Annotated in this window: 16 protein-coding genes and 1 pseudogene; 10 read left to right on the top strand and 7 right to left on the bottom strand. The window is 72.9% G+C overall.

Annotated features, from left to right (window positions below; all coding sequences use genetic code 11):
• Positions 1-3: 3 nt before the first annotated feature.
• Positions 4-1,284, bottom strand: a complete 1,281-nt coding sequence (locus ACQPXG_RS32115; RefSeq protein WP_433462878.1) for an ArsB/NhaD family transporter — start codon at positions 1,282-1,284, stop codon at positions 4-6.
• A 228-nt stretch (positions 1,285-1,512) separates the two neighbouring features.
• Here ACQPXG_RS32115 and ACQPXG_RS32110 point away from each other — a divergent pair, with 228 nt between their 5' ends.
• The 4 genes from ACQPXG_RS32110 (at position 1,513) to murJ (ending at position 6,423) form a co-directional block, all read left to right on the top strand.
• A complete protein-coding gene (locus tag ACQPXG_RS32110; RefSeq protein ID WP_433462877.1) occupies positions 1,513-2,310 on the top strand; it encodes an ABC transporter ATP-binding protein in 798 nt (265 codons plus the stop codon).
• A gap of 1 nt (position 2,311) precedes the next feature.
• Positions 2,312-3,670: an FtsX-like permease family protein gene (locus ACQPXG_RS32105; RefSeq protein ID WP_433462876.1), complete on the top strand. Its 1,359-nt coding sequence runs from the start codon at positions 2,312-2,314 to the stop codon at positions 3,668-3,670.
• 70 nt (positions 3,671-3,740) lie between these two features.
• Positions 3,741-4,559 carry a hypothetical protein gene (locus tag ACQPXG_RS32100; RefSeq protein WP_433462875.1) on the top strand — a complete coding sequence of 273 codons (819 nt, stop codon included), beginning with the start codon at positions 3,741-3,743 and terminating at the stop codon, positions 4,557-4,559.
• Positions 4,560-4,626: 67 nt separating this feature from the next.
• Positions 4,627-6,423, top strand: a complete 1,797-nt coding sequence (gene murJ / locus ACQPXG_RS32095; RefSeq protein ID WP_433462874.1) for a murein biosynthesis integral membrane protein MurJ — start codon at positions 4,627-4,629, stop codon at positions 6,421-6,423.
• Between the two features lie 6 nt (positions 6,424-6,429).
• Here murJ and ACQPXG_RS32090 read toward each other — a convergent pair whose 3' ends face one another.
• From ACQPXG_RS32090 to ACQPXG_RS32080, 3 genes are all read right to left on the bottom strand, one after another.
• Positions 6,430-7,368, bottom strand: coding sequence for a hypothetical protein (locus ACQPXG_RS32090; protein WP_433462873.1), 939 nt, complete (start codon positions 7,366-7,368; stop codon positions 6,430-6,432).
• Between the two features lie 33 nt (positions 7,369-7,401).
• Positions 7,402-8,313 (bottom strand): TIGR03619 family F420-dependent LLM class oxidoreductase, encoded by a 912-nt coding sequence (locus tag ACQPXG_RS32085; protein WP_433462872.1) that lies wholly within the window; start codon positions 8,311-8,313, stop codon positions 7,402-7,404.
• Positions 8,314-8,431: 118 nt separating this feature from the next.
• A complete protein-coding gene (locus ACQPXG_RS32080) occupies positions 8,432-8,923 on the bottom strand; it encodes a hypothetical protein (protein ID WP_433470183.1) in 492 nt (163 codons plus the stop codon).
• A 74-nt stretch (positions 8,924-8,997) separates the two neighbouring features.
• Between ACQPXG_RS32080 and ACQPXG_RS32075 the strand changes: the two genes are divergently transcribed.
• Complete coding sequence (locus tag ACQPXG_RS32075) at positions 8,998-9,207, top strand: hypothetical protein (protein WP_433470182.1); 210 nt, start codon at positions 8,998-9,000, stop codon at positions 9,205-9,207.
• Here ACQPXG_RS32075 and ACQPXG_RS32070 read toward each other — a convergent pair.
• Positions 9,186-9,983, bottom strand: a pseudogene (locus tag ACQPXG_RS32070) (MFS transporter); the annotation flags it as partial. The gene ACQPXG_RS32075 and the pseudogene ACQPXG_RS32070 sit on opposite strands and share 22 nt — an antisense overlap.
• A 79-nt stretch (positions 9,984-10,062) precedes the next feature.
• On the opposite strand from ACQPXG_RS32070, the gene ACQPXG_RS32065 reads away from it, so the two are divergent.
• Both ACQPXG_RS32065 and ACQPXG_RS32060 read left to right on the top strand, forming a co-directional pair.
• Positions 10,063-10,485, top strand: coding sequence for an OB-fold nucleic acid binding domain-containing protein (locus ACQPXG_RS32065; protein WP_433462871.1), 423 nt, complete (start codon positions 10,063-10,065; stop codon positions 10,483-10,485).
• Positions 10,486-10,513: 28 nt separating this feature from the next.
• On the top strand, positions 10,514-11,191 hold the full coding sequence (locus ACQPXG_RS32060; RefSeq protein ID WP_433462870.1) for a DUF3159 domain-containing protein: 678 nt from the start codon (positions 10,514-10,516) through the stop codon (positions 11,189-11,191).
• A 33-nt stretch (positions 11,192-11,224) separates the two neighbouring features.
• On the opposite strand, the gene ACQPXG_RS32055 is transcribed toward ACQPXG_RS32060, so the two are convergent.
• Both ACQPXG_RS32055 and ACQPXG_RS32050 read right to left on the bottom strand, forming a co-directional pair.
• Positions 11,225-11,884 (bottom strand): potassium channel family protein, encoded by a 660-nt coding sequence (locus tag ACQPXG_RS32055; protein ID WP_433462869.1) that lies wholly within the window; start codon positions 11,882-11,884, stop codon positions 11,225-11,227.
• Positions 11,884-12,549 (bottom strand): potassium channel family protein, encoded by a 666-nt coding sequence (locus tag ACQPXG_RS32050; protein WP_433462868.1) that lies wholly within the window; start codon positions 12,547-12,549, stop codon positions 11,884-11,886. Before ACQPXG_RS32050 ends, ACQPXG_RS32055 begins: the two co-directional genes overlap by 1 nt.
• Before the next feature lie 259 nt (positions 12,550-12,808).
• Between ACQPXG_RS32050 and ACQPXG_RS32045 the strand changes: the two genes are divergently transcribed.
• The 3 genes from ACQPXG_RS32045 to ACQPXG_RS32035 are packed head-to-tail and all read left to right on the top strand — an operon-like array spanning position 12,809 to position 17,399.
• Positions 12,809-14,842 (top strand): APC family permease, encoded by a 2,034-nt coding sequence (locus tag ACQPXG_RS32045; RefSeq protein ID WP_433462867.1) that lies wholly within the window; start codon positions 12,809-12,811, stop codon positions 14,840-14,842.
• Positions 14,835-16,172 (top strand): class I SAM-dependent RNA methyltransferase, encoded by a 1,338-nt coding sequence (locus tag ACQPXG_RS32040; RefSeq protein WP_433462866.1) that lies wholly within the window; start codon positions 14,835-14,837, stop codon positions 16,170-16,172. The genes ACQPXG_RS32045 and ACQPXG_RS32040 overlap by 8 nt, the downstream gene beginning before the upstream one ends.
• A gap of 45 nt (positions 16,173-16,217) precedes the next feature.
• A complete protein-coding gene (locus tag ACQPXG_RS32035) occupies positions 16,218-17,399 on the top strand; it encodes a GNAT family N-acetyltransferase (RefSeq protein ID WP_433462865.1) in 1,182 nt (393 codons plus the stop codon).

The raw sequence follows: 17,399 nt of genomic DNA, 5'->3' as shown, positions 1-17,399 counted from the left end.
CGCTCAGAGGTAGCGGAGCCAGATGTACGGGGTGCACAGCGCGACCGTGACCAGGGTGACGACGATGCCGTAGCGGGTGAAGCGCCAGAAGCTGATCGGCGTGCCGTTGCGGGCGGCGATGCCGAGGACGACGACGTTGGCGCTCGCGCCGATGGCGGTGGCGTTGCCGCCGAGGTCGGCTCCGAGGGCGAGGGCCCACCACAGGACGTGCCCGTCGCCGCCCGGGTGCCGCTGGACGAGGTCGGACACGATCGGGCTCATCGTCGCGACGTAGGGGATGTTGTCCACGATCGCCGACAGCCCCGCCGACGCCCACAGCAGCAGCATCGCGGCGGTCCCGAGCCGGCCGCCGGTGGCGTCGGCGGCGGCCTCGGAGATCGTGTCGATGACGCCGGTCCGCACGAGCCCGCCGACCATCACGAACAGGCCGGCGAAGAACACCAGCGTGGGCCATTCGACCTCGCTGAGCGCCTCCTCGGTGGTGACCCTGGTGGCGGCCACGAGCAGCCCGGCGCCGAGCAGCGCGACCACGGACGGCTCGTAGTGCAGGACGGGGTGCAGCACGAACACCGCGATCACGATGCCGAGGACGGCGAGGCCCTGGGCGAGGAGCCGCGGGTCGGTGATGGCCTCCCGTTCCTCCAGGGACATCACCTCGGCGGCGAGATCGGGGTCGTAGGTGAAGGCGGAGCGGAACAGCCACCGGCACAGCCCGCAGAACACGATCACGAGCAGCACGATGAGCGGCGCCAGGTGGACCAGGAAGTCGTTGAACGACAGGCCGCCGCGGCTGGCGATGATGATGTTCGGCGGGTCGCCGACCAGCGTCGCGGTGCCGCCGATGTTGGACGCCATGACCTCGGCGATCAGATACGGCTCGGGTCTCAGGTCGAGCCGCTCGCAGACGAGGAACGTGACGGGCGCGATGAGCAGGACGGTGGTGACGTTGTCCAGCAGCGCGGACGCCGCCGCCGTGAGGACGATCAGCATGACCATCAGCCGGTAGGGGCGCCCCCGCGCGCGCTTGGCGGCCCAGATGGCCACGTACTCGAACACGCCGGTGCGCCGGAGCACCGAGACGATCACCATCATGCCGAGCAGCAGGAAGACGACGTTCCAGTCGATCCCGGACTCGGAGGAGAAGAAGGCGCCCTCGGCGTCGGTGATGTGCAGGAGGAGCATCAGGCCCGCGCCGCCGAGCGCCACCGCCGTCCGGTGCACCTTCTCCGACGCGATCATCACGTACGCGCAGACGAAGACGATGACCGCGGCGGTGGCCTGCACGGAACCTCCTGGCCGGCATGCGTGTGACGGGACCTGCCGACCAGACTTCCCGGCGCACCGGCAGCGACTCTAGCCGTCTCCCGGCGTCCCGGCGAAGGCGGGGGCCTGCCGATGGTGGGGTTTTGCCTACCCCGATCGGTGTGCTGGACCCATCCTCGGCGGCCGTCGCCGTCCGTAATTTCGTTCCCGAGGCGCCCCGCGAGGGGGCGCCGGGCGGAGGTGAGGACGATGTTCGGACGCAAGGAGCCGCGCACGGCGCCCCAGGCGCCGGGTGAGGCGCTCCGGCTTGAGAACGTGCGCAGGGTGTACGGCGCCGAGGGCAACCAGGTGGTCGCGCTGGACGGTGTGTCGCTGTCGCTGCCGACCGGGTCGTTCACCGCGGTGATGGGCCCGTCGGGGTCGGGCAAGAGCACGCTGCTGCAGTGCGCGGCGGGCCTGGACCGTCCCACCGGCGGCCGGGTCTTCGTGGACGGCGCGGAACTGGCGGGCGGCGGGGAGGCCGCGCTGACGAAATTCCGGCGGCAGCGGATCGGCTTCGTCTTCCAGCAGTTCAACCTGCTGCCGACGCTGACCGTCATGCAGAACGTGGTGCTGCCCCTGAAACTGGCGGGCCGCAGGGTCGACCGGGCACGGGCGCGGGAGGTCCTGGGACGCGTGGGGCTGGGGGAGCGGCTCGACCACCTGCCTTCCGAGCTCTCCGGCGGGCAGCAGCAGCGGGTGGCGATCGCGCGGGCGCTGGTCACCGGGCCGCGGGTGGTGTTCGCGGACGAGCCGACCGGCGCGCTCGACACCCGCAGCGCCCGGGACGTGCTGGGCCTGCTCCGGGAGTCGGTGCGGATGTCCGGGCAGACGGTGGTGATGGTCACGCACGACCCGGTCGCCGCGTCCTACGCGAACGCGGTCCTCTACCTGGCGGACGGGCGGATCGTCGGCCACCAGGCGGCGCCGACCGCCGAGGCCGTCGCGGAGCGGATGACGCACCTGGCCGACGAGGTCGAGCGTCAGCGGACGATGGCGGGGGCGTGACATGTTCGGTCTGGCGATCCGTTCCCTGCGCCGGCGCGCGAGCGCGTTCACGGCGAGCTTCCTCGCGATGTTCCTCGGCTCGGCGATCATCATGGCGTTCGCCTCGATGCTCGACACGGCGGCGGCGAGCGGTGCGACCGGCGCCGCCGAGGAGACGCTCACCACGATGGCGACCGTGGTCGGCGGCTGGGGACTGCTGCTGGTGGTCTTCGCGGTCACCTCCATGCTCACCCTGTCGGTCCGCCAGCGGGCGGCGGAGACGGCGCTGCTGAAGAGCGTCGGCGCGACCCCCGGCCAGCTCGCCCGGATGATCGTCGGGGAGGCGGCGGGCCTGGCCGGCGCGGCGGCGCTGCTCGGGATCGTCCCGGCGATGCTGATCGGGCGGGGCCTGCTGGGGCTGCTGCACGACACCGGCCAGGTGCCCGCGGAGATCGGCTACCACTTCGGTCCGGTCGCGCTGTCGATGGGGACCGGCGTCACGCTGGTGTCGGCGGTCGCGGCCGCCCTGATCAGCGCGCGCCGCGCCACCCGCGTCCGGGTGGCGGAGTCGATGACGGCCGCCGCCACCGACCGTGGTCGGCTCGGCCGGAAGCGGATCGTCTTCGCGGTCCTGTTCCTGTCCCTCGCGGTGGCCGAGGCGATCACCACCGTCACCGTGATGGACGGCAAGGGCAGCGACGCGATGGCGACGTCCGGGCAGGCCGACATCTTCGCCGGGATCGCCCTGTCCCTGCTGGCCCCGGCCATCGTGCGCCGGGTGACCCGCCTGCTGGCCCGGCCGCTGCGGGCGCTCGGCGGAACGGCCGGGGACCTCGCGATCAGCACCATGCGGCACCGGACCGGCGCCCTGGCCTCGGCGGTCACCCCGATCATCCTGTTCGTCGGCATCGCCGTCGGGACGGTGTTCCTCCAGGCCGCCGAGAACGCGGCGACGGACGCCGCCGGGCTGACCAAGACGGCGGACCAGAAGAGCATCGAGACGCTCAACTTCGTCGTCACCGGCATGGTGGTGCTGTTCACCGCGATCATGCTGGTCAACACGCTGATCGCGGCGACCGCGCACCGGCGCCGCGAGTTCGGCCAGACCCGGCTCGCCGGCGCGACCCCGCGCCAGGTGCTCGGCGCGGTCGCGGTGGAGTCGGCGGTGCTGACGGTCACCGGCGTGATCTGCGGGACGGTGGCCGCGGTCTTCACGGTCGTGCCGTTCGGCCTCGCCCGCCGGGACTCGCTCGTCCCGGACGGGAACCTGCCGACCTACCTCGCGGTCGTCGCGCTCGCCGCCGTGCTGACCGGCGTGACGGCGCACGGCGCGACCCGCCGCGCGATCCGGGTCCCGGCCGTCGAGGCCGCGCTCCGTTGACCGGCCGGTTGCGTTCCGGGTGGGTGCTCATCCAAACTGGGTGAGCACCCACTCATTTTCGGAGGCGGACATGGCCGGTACGACCGAGATCGCGCACGGCGGGTTTCCCGGCGCCGTCCGCGACCTGCGCACGTTCTGGACGGCCGGACGCCGCGTCGAGCGCGCCGCCTACGCGGTCGGGGCCGCGCTCATGCTGTCGGGCCTGCTGCACCTGGTCGTGTTCGCCGTTGACGGCGGCCCGTGGACCGGACCCGTCTCCTGGCGCAAGCCCGTCACCTTCGGGCTCTCGTTCGGGCTGACGCTCGTCACGATCGCGTGGGTGAGCACCTTCGTCCGGCTCGGCGACCGCGCGCGGAACGCCGTCCTCGGCGTGTTCGCCGCCGACTGCGTCGCCGAGGTCTCCCTCATCACCGTCCAGGCATGGCGGAAGGTGCCGTCCCACTTCAACGAGGAGACGGCCTTCGACACGACCGTCACCCGGATGCTCGCGGCGGGCGGCGGCATCCTCGTCGTCACACTGGTCACGCTCGCCGTCGCGTCGTTCCGCCGGGCCCCCGAGACCGCGCCCAGCATGCGGCTGGCGGTGCGCGCCGGATTCGTGGCGCTGATGTTCGCGCTGGCCTCGGGCGCCGCGATGATCGCCCGCGGCGTGGCGAAGGTGGAGTCCGGCGACCAGCAGGCCGCCTACCACGTGGTCGCGGCCCTGAAGCCCGCGCACTTCGTGACCATGCACGCGATCCTCGTCCTGCCGCTGCTGGCCTGGCTGCTCGCCTTCACCGGCCTCGCGGAGGCCCGCCGCGTCCGCGCCGTCGCGCTCGCCTCCGCCGCCTACGGGGTGGTGGCCGCGGTGGTCATCATCGTCTCCGCCATCCGGTTCGCGACCGCCTGAACCGTCCGTTCGGCCGAGGCGGGCCGCCCGGACGCGGGGCATACTGGCGCGTCCGGGGGTGCTGCCGATGGACGAGCGCGACAAACGCCGGATCCTCATGCCGGGGGTCTTCGACGAGGCGGAGCGCGCGGAGCCGCCGGGCGACCCCGAGCCCGGGCTCGTCCCCGTCCGCGACCCCGGCGACGTCGGCGACCCGGGGACCGCCGACCGGCCGGGGTCCGAGCGCGACGAGATCGGCGGCGCCGCGCAGGCCGCCCCGCCGGGCGTGGCGCACTCCAGCGCGGTCATGGCGGTCGGGACGGTCTTCGCCCGGCTGACCGGCTTCCTGCGCACCGTGGTGATCGGCGCGGCGCTCGGCACCGCGCTGCTCGGCGACGCCTACCAGGCCGCCGAGATGATCCCCTACACGGTGTACGAGCTGCTGCTCGGCGGGATGCTGGCGAGCGTCTTCGTCCCGTTCCTGGTCAAACGCCGGATGCGGGACGCCGACGGGGGAGCGGCGACCGAGAACCGGCTGCTCGGCGTGGCGCTCGTCGCCCTCGCCGTGCTGACCGTGGTCGCCGTGCTGGCGGCCGACCTGCTGATCTCGCTCTACGCGGGCGGGTACACGGGACGGCAGCGTGAGGTCACGGTGCTGCTCACGCGCCTGCTGCTCGTGCAGATCTTCTTCATCGGCGTCAGCGGCCTCGCCAGCACGCTGCTGAACGTCAGGCACCGGTTCGGCGCGCCGATGTGGGCGCCGGTCGTCAACAACCTGATCACGATGGGCGCCGGGCTGCTGTTCCTGTGGATCGCCGGGCGCGGGCAGACCGCGAAGACCGTGACCGACGGGCAGCTGACCCTCCTCGGGCTCGGCTCGGCGTTCGGCACGGTCGCGCAGAGCGGCGTCCTCGCCTGGACGCTGAGGTCGGCGGGGTTCCGCTGGCGCCCGCGCCTCGACCTGCGCGGCTCCGGCTTCCGCGAGGCCGCCCGGACGGCGACATGGATGCTGCTCTACATCGTCATCGCACAGGCCGGTGTCCTGGTGACCGCCAACGTCGCGACCCGGGCCGGCGACCGGGCCCACGCCGCCGGGAGCGGGCTCGCCACCTACAAGTTCGCCCTCGTCGTCTTCCAGCTCCCGTACGCGATCATCGCCGTCTCGGTCATCACGGCGCTGCTGCCGAGGATGAGCGCCCATGTCGCGGACGGGCGCCGCGACCTCGTCCGCGACGACTTCTCCCGCGGCCTCCGGCTGGCCTGCGCGCTGCTCGTCCCGCTCTGGCTCGGGATGCTGGTGTTCGCGATCCCCGGCTCCGTCACGTTCTTCGCCTACGGCAGCCTCCCCCCGGACGGGGCGCGCCGCATCGGCGTCGTCCTCATGGTGTTCGCCGTGATGGTGCTGCCGTTCACCCTCCACCAGCTGCTGATGCGCGTCCTCTACGCCCTCGGCGACACCCGCACGCCCGGCCTGATCGCCGTCCCCGCCGGGATCGCGCAGGCGGTCACCGCGTTCGCGCTGCTCTGGTTCGTCCCGGCGCGGCAGGTCGTGCTCGGCCTGCCGGTCGCGTACGGGCTGTTCTACGCGGTCGGCGCCGCCGGTGCCGCGCTCGTCCTGCGCAGGCGGCTCGGCGGGATGGACGGCCGCCGCATCCTCCGCGCGCTCATCCGCCTGCACGTGGCCGCCCTGCCCGCCCTCGCCTTCGCGGCGGCGGCCGTCTGGGCGTTCGGCCACCTGCCCGGCGACCGTGTCCCGAGCCTGCTGGCGCTCCTCGTCGGCGGGCTCGGCGGGGGCACGCTCTACCTGCTCACGGCCCGCCTGATGAACGTCCCGGAGATCGGCTACTTCACCGCGATGGCCTCCGATCGCCTGCGCCGTTCCTGACCTCGCTCACGGGGCCGTTCGTTCCAGGCCGGGCGGCGGGCCGGCCAGGGCCTCGCCGTCGAGCGCCTCGCGGAGCGCGGTGGCAGTCGCCTCCGCGCCCGTCCCGTGCACGGCGACGTGGACGGCCGTCCCGAGCGCCGGGTGCTGGACGATGTGGAGGGCGGTCTCCTCGTTCATCGTCGTGTAGATGGCCTCCGTCCAGCCCGAGCCGTCGGTGTCCCTGCCGATGACGGCGATGTTCCAGTCCTCCGTGTAGGCCCAGATGGCGGGTTTCTCGGCGTCGTCGGTGGCGAGCCGCAGCCAGGCGACCGGGCGCGGTACGGCCCGGTCCGGGATCCCCGGCCGGACCGTGACCCAGTCCTCCTCGCCCTCCACCGGCCGCTCGGGCGCGAGGACGCCCGTCGGCTTCTGCCGGGGCGCCTCCCGCATCACCACGGGCGGATGGACCAGTTCCCCGGCGACCTCCCGCGCGTACTCGGCGGCCTCCCGGACGTCATCGTCACCGTGGTCGAGCGCGCGCTGGAGGAGATCCATCGTCTCCGGGTCGGGCGTGGCGCCGCCCACGGCCATCATCATCGCGACGAGCGTCCAGGGGGCCTCGGTGAGCGACGTCTCCAGCTGGGCGCGCAGCATCTGCTCGGTCCAGACCCGGAACCGCTCGCCCACGACCGAGCGGATCGCGACGGCCCGCTCGGCCGACTCGGCCCGGACGAGCATCGCCTTCGCCCCGACCTCGTCGGCCATCACCTCGATCAGCAGGTTCCGGCCGGACGCGTCGGCGTACACGTCCGCGAGCGTCTCGCCGCCGAAACCGCCGTTGCCGTAGTACTCGAAGGTCAGGCCCGTCGCGGCGGCGAGCGCGCCCAAGAGCGTCTCGTCGGCCTCGTCCTCGTAGCGCACCACCAGCGCGCACCGGTAGGGGCCGCCGTCCACAGGAGTGATCATCCGCGCCACGGTAGCGGCGGCCATGATCACCTGTCAGGCGAGCGCCCGCAGCCGTTCCATGAGGCGCAGGCGCTCGGCGGGCTCGATGTCGCTCATCCACAGGACATGCCGGACGTCCAGCTCGTCCAGGGCCGCCAGGTCGCCGGCCACCTGCTCGGGCGATCCGGTCAGCGGCGCCCGCTCGTCCAGCGGCTTGTCGGTGACGTCGCCGTTGACCTGCACGACCACCGGAAGGGCGGCCGGGTCGTGCCCGGCCTCCTCGGCGGTGCGGCGGAACCGGGCGATGGTGTCGCGCAGCATGTCCCAGTCGAAGATCACCAGGCTCAGGCCGGTGCCGAGCCGCGCCGCCCGCTCGACCGCGGCCGGGGCCACGCAGCCGACCAGGACCGCCGGCCCGCCCTGACGCACCGGCTTCGGCCCGATCTCGCTCTCCGGGATCCGGTAGAACCTGCCCTCGTAGCGGACCGGGTCGGGGCCCCACACCGCCTGCATGGCCTGGATGTGCTCGCCGAACCCGGCGCCGCGCCGGCTCAGCGGCACGCCGGCCGCCTCGAACTCCTGCGACATCCAGCCCTGGCCGAGCCCCGCCAGGAGCCGTCCGCCGCTCAGCCGGTCGAGCGTCGCGATCCGGCGGGCGAGGACGACCGGGTTCTGGAACAGGGCGTCCAGCACGCTCGTCCCCAGCCGGATCCGGCTCGTCCGGGCGGCGACGTAGGTGAGCGTCTCCAGCGGGTCGTAGACCGTACCGAACGCCTCCGGCGGGTCCATCACGGGCCCGCCCGCGCCGCCCATCGCGATCGGGACGGTCGGCCGCAGCAGCCGGTCGAACGTCCAGACCGAGCCGAGCCCGATCCGCTCCGCGCCCTCCGCGACCTGCGCGATGGTCTCCGGCGAGGCGTTCCGGCCGGACGTGGGGAGGCCGATCCCGAGTTCCACACGGCTCATGTCCTTCTCCTTCGTGTAGGGGAGCCTGTGGTGGAGACCCGCCGGCCGGGCGGAACTCATCGGCCCGTGAAACGCCGGACTCGCCGTCCTGGCCGGACGGCGAGCCGGGCGCCGCGGGTCAGTGCGCGCGGGCGTGGCGGGGGAGAAGGAAGGCGACGAGGAACGCGGCGGCGGTGAGGCCGACGGTCAGGGCGGTCACCTGCTTCGCGGCGTCCAGCGCGGCCGCCGCGGCGAAGTGCCCGGCCACCGGGGTGCCGATCGCGCCGAAGAAGACCGTGCCGAGGATCGCGATGCCGAGGGACGCGCCGAGCTGCTGGACCGACTCCAGCGCGGCCGAGCCGGACCCGACCTCGTGGTCGGCGATGCCCGCGACGATGATGTCGAAAAGCGGGACGAAGATCATGCCCATTCCGGCGCCGAACAGCAGCAGCGGCGCGGCCAGGTGCCAGCCGCCGACGCCCGTCCCGGCCGCCTCGAACACCGCGTAGAGCGCGACCAGCCCGGCGGCCATCAGCGCCAGGCCGAGGTGCAGGATCTTCCGGCCCAGGGTGGTCATCGTCATGCCGCTGAAGGCCGACCCCGCGAACGCGCCGATCGCCCAGGACGACATCGCCAGGCTCGCGGCGAGCGGCGTGTACCCGAGGCCGAGCTGCAGGAACAGGCCGGTGGCGAGGGGAGAAGCCGGTGATCGTGCCGAAGAAGACGAGGACGAACACGACGCCGGAGCCGTACGAGCGGTTCGCGAACACGCTCAGCCGGACCAGCGGCGTCCGGCCGTCGCGGGTGCGGCGGAACTGGTGCAGCGCGAACAGGGCCAGGACGGGCACCGAGCCGGCGAGCAGCGCCAGGGCCCACGCGGGCCAGCCGAGCTCGCGGCCCTGGACGAGCGGGTAGACCAGCATGCTCATGCCGAGGCCGCCGAGCAGCATCCCGGTGACGTCCAGTCCGCCGGAGCGGTCCGCGGTGACCGGTGCGGGCAGCACCCGGGCTCCCATGACCAGCGCGTACGCGCCGACCGGCAGGTTCACCAGGAAGATCGCGCGCCAGCCGGTGCCGAACACGTCCGCGTCGATCAGCAGGCCCGCGACCACCGGGCCGAGGATCGTGGCCAGCCCGATCACCGGCCCGAACAGCGCGAACGCCTTGCCGGTGTCCGCGCCGAACAGGTCCCGGATCAGCCCGAAGCCCTGCGGGATCATCACGGCGGCGAACAGCCCCTGCGCCACCCGGGCGGTGATCAGGCTCTCCGGCGACCAGGCGAGCGCGCAGGCCACCGACATGGCGGTGAACCCGGCCGCGCCCGCTAGCAGGACGGGCCGCCGGCCGAACATGTCGCCGAGCCGCCCGCCGGTCAGCAGCGCGACGGCGAGGGCGAGCGTGTAGCCGGCCGCCGTCCACTGCAGCGCGGAGAAGGACCCGCCGAGGTCCGCGCGGATCGCGGGGGCGGCCACGTTCACCACGGTGGAGTCGAGCAGGTTCAGCAGCGTGGCGGCCAGGATCGCCGACAGGCCGAGCCAGCGGCGGGGGTGCTGCGCGGCCGTGTTGCCCGGGCGCGTCTCCGGGGCGGCCTCGGCCGGAGTCGACGGCGTTTCGAAGGTGGCGGTCACGGCTCTTCCTTTCGTTCGGAGCGGAATGTTCTGTTCCGAGAATAGCAGAACGGAACGCTTCATTCCACAGTTGGACCCGCCTCGATTTTCATCGGCGGGGCAAGGGGTCCGGTTCGTCCGGGGATGCCATACGCTTCGAGGTATGGACGAGGTTTCGGCCAGTACGCCACCTGGGGCGGGCCCCGCCGAGCGCCGGCGCGGCAAGGGCGGGCTGCGGCGCTTCCTGCGGCGCATGGCGTCCAGCACGGCCGAGCTCGAGGCCGAGGAGCTGCAGAAGACCACCGATGACGAGGGCGCGACGCCGATCACCGACTGCGCCGCGCGCAAGCGGCACTGCGTGGCGGGTACGCTACGTACCGTGACCCTTCGTCCCCGGGGCGGCGCCCCCGCGCTGGAGGCCGAGCTCTACGACGGCACCGACGTGATCAACCTGGTCTGGCTCGGCCGCCGCAAGATCGCCGGCATCGACCCCGGGCGCCGGCTGCGCGCCGAGGGACTGGTGAGCGAGCAGGACGGACGCAAGGTCATGTTCAATCCGCGATACGAGCTGCGCGGCGGTTCATGAGGCCGCGGCGACCCGCCGGGAGAGCGACGTGAGCGAAGTGAAAGCGGGCGCCGAGCCGGAGAGCACGGCGCACGACACGGTGGAGGCGGCCGTCCGCGCCCAGCTCAACAAGGCGCTCGGCGGCGTCCGCGGCATGGCCGAGGCCGCCGTGCCCACGATCGCCTTCACCGGCGCCTACGTCGCCGTGAAGGACGTCAAGATCGCCGTCGCCGCCGGGGTCGGCGCGGCGGTGCTGCTGCTGATCGTCCGGCTCGCGCAGCGCTCCAGCCCCCAGTTCGTCCTGAACAGCCTCATCGGCATCGCGATCGCCGCGTTCTTCGCGCTGCGCTCGGGCAAGGCCGAGAACGCCTTCCTGCCCGGCATCATGCTCAACGCCGGCTACGCCGCCGCGATGATCTTCTCGATCGTGGTCCGCTGGCCGGTCGTCGGCTTCATCATCGGCTCGGTCACCGGCGACCCGACCGCGTGGCGCGCCGACCCCGGGATCGTGCGGCTCTGCTCCCGGCTCACCTGGCTGCTGGTGCTGCCCTGCGTCGTGCGCGTCGCCGTGCAGTACCCGATCTACCTCGCGGACGGCGACCAGAGCGGGCTGCTCGGCCCCGCCAAGATCGTGATGGGCTGGCCGCTGCAGGTCGCGGCGCTGGCCGCGATGGTCTGGCTGCTCGCCCGCGGCCGCACCCCCATCAAACGCGAAGAACCCGCCTGACCGGACGGCCGGGCGGGTTCGCGGCGCCGGCGGTCAGTTGCCGCCGAGGAGCTCGGCGAGCTCGTCCTCCACGTCCTGGCTGGCGACGAACATCAGCTCGTCGCCCGCCTCCAGCGTGTCGTCGGACGAGGGGACCAGCACCCGGCCCTCGCGCAGGATCGCCACCAGCGCGGTGTCGCGCGGCCAGTCCACCGATCCGACCCGCTCGCCGCCGAGCGGCGCGTCCTCCGGCAGCGTCAGCTCCACCAGGTTCGCCTCGCCCTGCCGGAACGTCATCAGCCGGACGAGGTCGCCGACGCTGACGGCCTCCTCCACGAGCGCCGACAGCAGCCGCGGCGTGGACACGGCCACGTCCACGCCCCACGACTCGTTGAACAGCCATTCGTTGTTCGGATGGTTGATCCGCGCCACCACCCGCGGCACCCCGTACTCGGTCTTGGCCAGCAGCGACACCACCAGGTTGACCTTGTCGTCCCCGGACGAGGCGACGACCACCTGGCAGCGCTCCAGCGCCGCGTCGTCCAGGGCGGAGATCTCGCACGCGTCGGCCAGCAGCCACTCCGCGCGCGGCACCATCTCGACCTTGATGGCCTTGGGGTCCTTGTCGATCAGGAGCACCTCATGCCCGTTCTCCAGCAGCTCCTGGGCGATGGAGCGGCCCACCGCGCCCGCCCCGGCGATCGCGACCCGCATCAGGCGTCCTCCCCGTTCCGCGCCGCGACCGCGGCGTTGACGCGCTCCAGATCGTCGGCGCCCGCCATGATGTGCACGATGTCGCCGTCCTGGATCACCGTGTCCCGCTCGGGGACGAGCGCCTCGCCCATCCGGGACAGGAACGCCACCCGCGTCCTCGCGTGCTCCTCCAGCGCCTCGACCTTCTCGCCCACCCACAGGTGGCCGGAGTCCAGCTCGGCGAGGACGACCGCTCCGGTGGGGTCGCGCCACAGCGGTTCGGCGCCCTCGGGAAGCAGCCGGCGCATGATCTGGTCGGCCGTCCACCGGACGGTCGCGACCGTGGGGATGCCGAGCCGCTGGTAGACCTCCGCCCGGCGCGGGTCGTAGATCCGGGCCACCACGTTGTCGACGCCGAACGTCTCCCGCGCCACCCGGGCGGAGATGATGTTGGAGTTGTCGCCGCTGCTGACGGCCACGAACGCCGACGCGCGCTCGATGCCCGCCTCGGCGATCACATCGCGGTCGAACCCGAACCCGGTGATGCGGCGGCCCTTGAACCCGCTGCGCAGCCGGCGGAACGCCTCCGGGCTCTGGTCGATGATGGCGACCGAATGGCCCTTGTCCTCCAGGATGTGGGCGAGCGTCGACCCGACCCGCCCGCATCCCATGATCACGATATGCACGGCCGTTCCTTCTTCCGTCCAGGGGGAGGCTCCCCCTGTACCCCCGCGCCGTGCACGGCGTTCGCCGCCGACACCGTGCCGCACCCGAGGACCGTTTCCTGTGAATGATCCCTGCCGGGCTGCAAACCTACACATCCCCCCAGGCGAGTACTACCCAACCAGGTGGTCGTGAGGGGTGGCGAGAGGGGAGCATGCCGCCGCCGGCAGGGCGGCGGGCGGTCGTCAGGGGCGTCGTCCGCAGCGGCTAGAGTCTCGTTGCGTGTCAAAGGTTCCGGACCTCGCGAAGCGGCTGCTCCTCGGCCGCGCGCTGAGCAGTTCCCAGCAGCACGAGCAGTTGCTGAAGAAACGCATCGCGCTCCCGGTCTTCGCGAGTGACGCGCTGTCGTCGGTCGCCTACGCCCCGCAGGAGATCCTCCTCGCGCTCGGCGCGGGCGGCCTGGTGATGTACCACTACACACCCTGGGTCGCCGCGGCCGTGGTGGTGATCCTGCTCACCGTGGTCGCCTCGTACCGGCAGAACGTCCGGGCCTACCAGAGCGGCGGCGGCGACTTCGAGGTCGCCACCACCAACCTCGGAAGCAACTGGGGCGTCGTCGTCGCGAGCGCGCTGCTCGTCGACTACGTCCTCACCGTCGCGGTGTCGGTCTCGTCCGGCGTGGAGAACCTCGGCGCGCTGCTGAAGTTCCTGCAACCGCACGAGGTCGCCGTCGCGATCATCATCGTCGTGCTGCTCACGATCGGTAACCTGCGCGGTCTCAAGGAGGCCGGGATCGCCTTCGCGATCCCCACCTACCTGTTCATGTTCGCGGTCATCAGCATGCTGGCGTGGGGCCTGGTCCGGCTGGTCGCGGGCACCGACCTGCAGGCCGAGACGGCGAACTACGAGATCCGCGGCGACGAGATGGGGGTCGGCGGCTTCGCGCTCGTGTTCCTGCTGCTGCGGGCGTTCTCCTCCGGCTGTGCCGCGCTGACAGGAGTCGAGGCGATCAGCAACGGGGTGCCCGCGTTCCGCAAGCCCAAGGGCGAGAACGCCGCCCGCACCCTGCTGATGCTCGGCCTGGTCGCCATGACGATGTTCGGCGGCGTGACCGCGTTCGCCCACATCACCGACGCCAAGTTCGCCGAGCCCGACCAGGGCACCCGGCTGATCGACCCGGCCACCGGAAAGACCGTGACCGACGCCGACCCGGTGATCGCGCAGGTGGCGCACACCGTGTTCAGCAACTTCGGCCTCGGCTTCGCGCTGGTCACCGCGATGACCGCGCTGATCCTGTTCCTCGCCGCCAACACCGCCTTCAACGGATTCCCGGTGCTCGGCTCGGTGCTCGCGCAGAACCGCTACCTCCCGCGCCAGTTGCACACCCGCGGCGACCGCCTCGCCTTCAGCAACGGCATCATCATCCTCGCCACCATGGCGGGGCTGCTGATCTACGCCTACGACGCGTCCGTCAGCCGGCTGATCCCGCTCTACACCGTCGGCGTCTTCGTGTCGTTCACCGTCAGCCAGGTCGGCATGGTCCGGCACTGGAACCGGCTGCTGGCCACCGAGACCGACCCGGCGCAGCGGCGCCGGATGATGACCTCGCGGGGGATCAACGCGTTCGGCGCCACCCTCACCGGCATCGTCCTCGTCGTCGTCCTGATCACGAAGTTCGCGCTCGGCGCCTACATCGTCTGCATCGCGATGCCGGTGCTGTTCCTGCTGATGAAGGCGATCAGGCGGCACTACGACCGGATCGCCGCGGAGCTGGTGCCCTCCGGCGAGGACGTCGCGCTGCCCGCCCGCAACCACGGCATCGTGCTGGTCTCCAAGATCCACAAACCGACGCTGCGGGCCCTCGCCTACGCCCGCGCCACCCGCCCGTCCACGCTGGAGGCGGTGACCGTGGCGGTGGACGCCGAGGAGTCCCAGCGGCTCCAGGACGAGTGGGACGCCCTCGACATCCCGGTCCCGCTGAAGATCCTCGACTCCCCGTACCGGGAGATCACCCGCCCGGTCCTGTCCTACGTCAAGAGCGTCCGCCGCAAGAGCCCGCGCGACGTCGTGACCGTGTTCATCCCCGAGTACGTCGTCGGCCACTGGTGGGAGCAGCTGCTGCACAACCAGAGCGCCCTGCGGCTGAAGGGCCGGCTGCTGTTCCAGCCGGGCGTCATGGTGACGAGCGTCGCGTGGCAGCTGCATTCCTCCGACCGGCTCAAGGGACGGGTCGAGCCGCCCGGCCCGGGCGCGTCCCGGCGCCCGCCGCGGGCCGGGACACGCCCCGGTGCCGGTAGTGTTTCGGACCGTGACTGAACTCGAACCCGACGTCCTCGACCTGGAGGTCGGCAACGTCGCCAACGGCGGTTTCTGCGTCGCCCGGCACGAGGGCCGCGTGGTCTTCGTCCGGCACGCCCTGCCCGGCGAACGGGTGAGGGCCCGCGTCACCGACCGCACCAAGAACTTCCTCCGCGCCGACGCCGTGGAGATCATCGAGGCGTCCCCGGACCGCGTCGAGCCGCCCTGCCCGTTCGCGGGTCCCGGCCGCTGCGGCGGCTGCGACTGGCAGCACGCCTCCCTGCCCGCGCAGCGGGCGCTCAAGGCCGCCGTGGTCGAGGAGCAGCTCCAGCGGCTCGCCGGGATCACCCGCACGGTGACCGTCGAGGAGGTCCCGTACCCGGTGGACGCCGAGGTGGTCCCGCCGCCCGGGCTCGGCTGGCGCACCCGCGTCCAGTTCGCCGTCTCGTCCGGCGCCGTCGGCCTGCGCAGGCACCGCTCCCACGACATCGAGCCCATCGACGAATGCCTGATCGCCCACCCGGGCGTCGAGCTGATGGGCATCGAGCGCAAGCGCTGGCCGGGCGCGACCGGCGTGGAGGGCATCGTCTCCGCCACCACCGGTGACCGCCTGGTCGTGCTGCGCGGGCGCGACCGCCGCAAGATCCGGGTGCCCCGGCTGGACGTGCCGGTCCGGCTCGTCCGGGGCAAGCCGGAGCCGGGCGCCGGGCTCCCGTACGTCCGCGAGGAGGTCTCCGGGCGGCTGTTCCAGATCAGCGGCAGCGGCTTCTGGCAGGTGCACCCGGGCGCGGCGCAGCTGCTCGCCGACGCCGTGCTCGACGCCCTCGAACCGAAGCCGGGCGACATCGCCCTCGACCTGTACTGCGGCGTCGGGCTTTTCGCCGGCGTCCTCGCCGACCGGATCGGGCCGGAGGGCCTGGTCGTCGGCATCGAGTCCGACGGGCAGGCGGTCCGGGACGCCCGGCACAACCTGCGCGGCCTGCCGAACGTCTCCATCGAGCGCGGTCCCGTGGAGGAGGTCGTCGCCGATCTGGAGTTCGGGCGCGCGACCAGTTCGTCCCGCACGCAGAACAAGCGCGGCACCGGCCATCAGGGCGGCTCCCGCGTCCGGCGCGCCGACCTCGTCGTCCTCGACCCGCCCCGCACCGGCGCGGGCCGCGAGGTCGTCGAGCACATCACCCGGCTGGCCGGCCGCAAGATCGCCTACGTGTCGTGCGATCCCGCGACCCTGGCCCGCGACCTGGCCTACTTCGGCGAGCGCGGCTGGACGCTGGAGACCCTCCGCGCCTTCGACGCGTTCCCCATGACCCAGCACGTGGAGTGCCTCGCGACCCTGGTGCGCGGCTGACCCCACCTGGGAAAACCGGTTGCGCCGGGGGCATAGCGTGGTCGTGTGACCGAGATCAGGGACATCCCCGAGGCCGAGATCGGGCGCATGTTCGACCTGGCCGGAACGGTCTTCCACACCCGCATCGAGGAGGGCGACCACGAGCGGGACGGCTGGCTGCTCCGCCGTGCCGAGCGCGTCGGCGCCTACGACGGCGGCACCCTGGTCGGCCAGCTCGCCTCCCTGCCGATGCGGCTCGCGGTCCCGGGTGCGCTGCTCGACTGCTCCGCGGTCACGTTCGTCGGCGTCCTGCCGACTCACCGCCGCCAAGGGATCCTGACGGCCATGATGGACCGGATGGACGCCGACGCCATCGCGGCGGGCCGTCCGGTGGCCGCCCTGTGGGCGTCCGAAGGCGTCATCTACGGCCGCTACGGTTTCGGGCTGGCCACGCGCGCGATCGTCATGGAAGTGGACACGTCCCGTCCGCTGGAGCTCCGCACGCCCCTGGACGACCGGCCGCTGCGGCTGGTCGACGCCGCGTCCGCGCCCGAGCTGCTCGACCCGATCCACCGCCGCGCGCTGTCGGCGCGCCCGGGCGGCCTGGTCCGCGACACCGAATGGTGGACCCGCGGGATCCTGAGCGAGACGGACCGGGAGGCGCCCGGCTACAGCGCGCCGCGCGTCGTCGTCCACCCCGCCGGCTACGCCGTCTACCGGGCGCACGAGAGGACGATCAGGGTCGCGGACCTCGTCGCCGACACCCCGCCGGCCGAGGCCGCACTCTGGCGGTTCCTGGCCTCCATCGACCTGTCGTCCCGCATCGTGGCGCAGAACCGCGCGGTTGACGACCTGCTCCCGCACATGGCCGCCGACCCGGACCGGGTCGCCGTCACGAAGGACACCGGCGTGCTCTGGCTCCGGCTGATCGACGTGCCGGCCGCCCTCCGCGCCCGTTCCTGGGCCACCGGCGACACCTTCGTCCTGCAGGTCGGCGATGCGCGCATCGCGGGCAACGACGGCCGCTGGCGCCTCACCACCGGCGCCACCGCGTCCTGTGACCCGACGACCGAGCAGCCCGACCTGAGCCTGACCGCCGCGGACCTCGCCGCCGTCTACCTCGGTGGCCAGAGCCCGGTGACGCTGGCCCGGATCGGCGCCGTCACCGAGCACACGCCCGGCGCCGCCGCCCGGCTGGCCGCGGCTCTGGCCGTCCCGCTGGCCCCCTACATCAACGACGAGTTCTAG

The sequence above is a fragment of the Spirillospora sp. CA-128828 genome, from assembly GCF_050945415.1.
Taxonomy (GTDB): Bacteria; Actinomycetota; Actinomycetes; order Streptosporangiales; family Streptosporangiaceae; genus Spirillospora.
This window is presented reverse-complemented; position numbering and strand designations above follow the sequence as displayed.

Coding starts and splice junctions, on each gene's coding strand:
- ACQPXG_RS32110 (WP_433462877.1), top strand. CDS start 1,513: ATGTTCGGACGCAAGGAGCCGCGCACGGCGCCCCAGGCGCCGGGTGAG.
- ACQPXG_RS32105 (WP_433462876.1), top strand. CDS start 2,312: ATGTTCGGTCTGGCGATCCGTTCCCTGCGCCGGCGCGCGAGCGCGTTC.
- ACQPXG_RS32100 (WP_433462875.1), top strand. CDS start 3,741: ATGGCCGGTACGACCGAGATCGCGCACGGCGGGTTTCCCGGCGCCGTC.
- murJ (WP_433462874.1), top strand. CDS start 4,627: ATGGACGAGCGCGACAAACGCCGGATCCTCATGCCGGGGGTCTTCGAC.
- ACQPXG_RS32090 (WP_433462873.1), bottom strand. CDS start 7,368: ATGATCACTCCTGTGGACGGCGGCCCCTACCGGTGCGCGCTGGTGGTG.
- ACQPXG_RS32085 (WP_433462872.1), bottom strand. CDS start 8,313: ATGAGCCGTGTGGAACTCGGGATCGGCCTCCCCACGTCCGGCCGGAAC.
- ACQPXG_RS32080 (WP_433470183.1), bottom strand. CDS start 8,923: ATGTCGTCCTGGGCGATCGGCGCGTTCGCGGGGTCGGCCTTCAGCGGC.
- ACQPXG_RS32065 (WP_433462871.1), top strand. CDS start 10,063: ATGGACGAGGTTTCGGCCAGTACGCCACCTGGGGCGGGCCCCGCCGAG.
- ACQPXG_RS32055 (WP_433462869.1), bottom strand. CDS start 11,884: ATGCGGGTCGCGATCGCCGGGGCGGGCGCGGTGGGCCGCTCCATCGCC.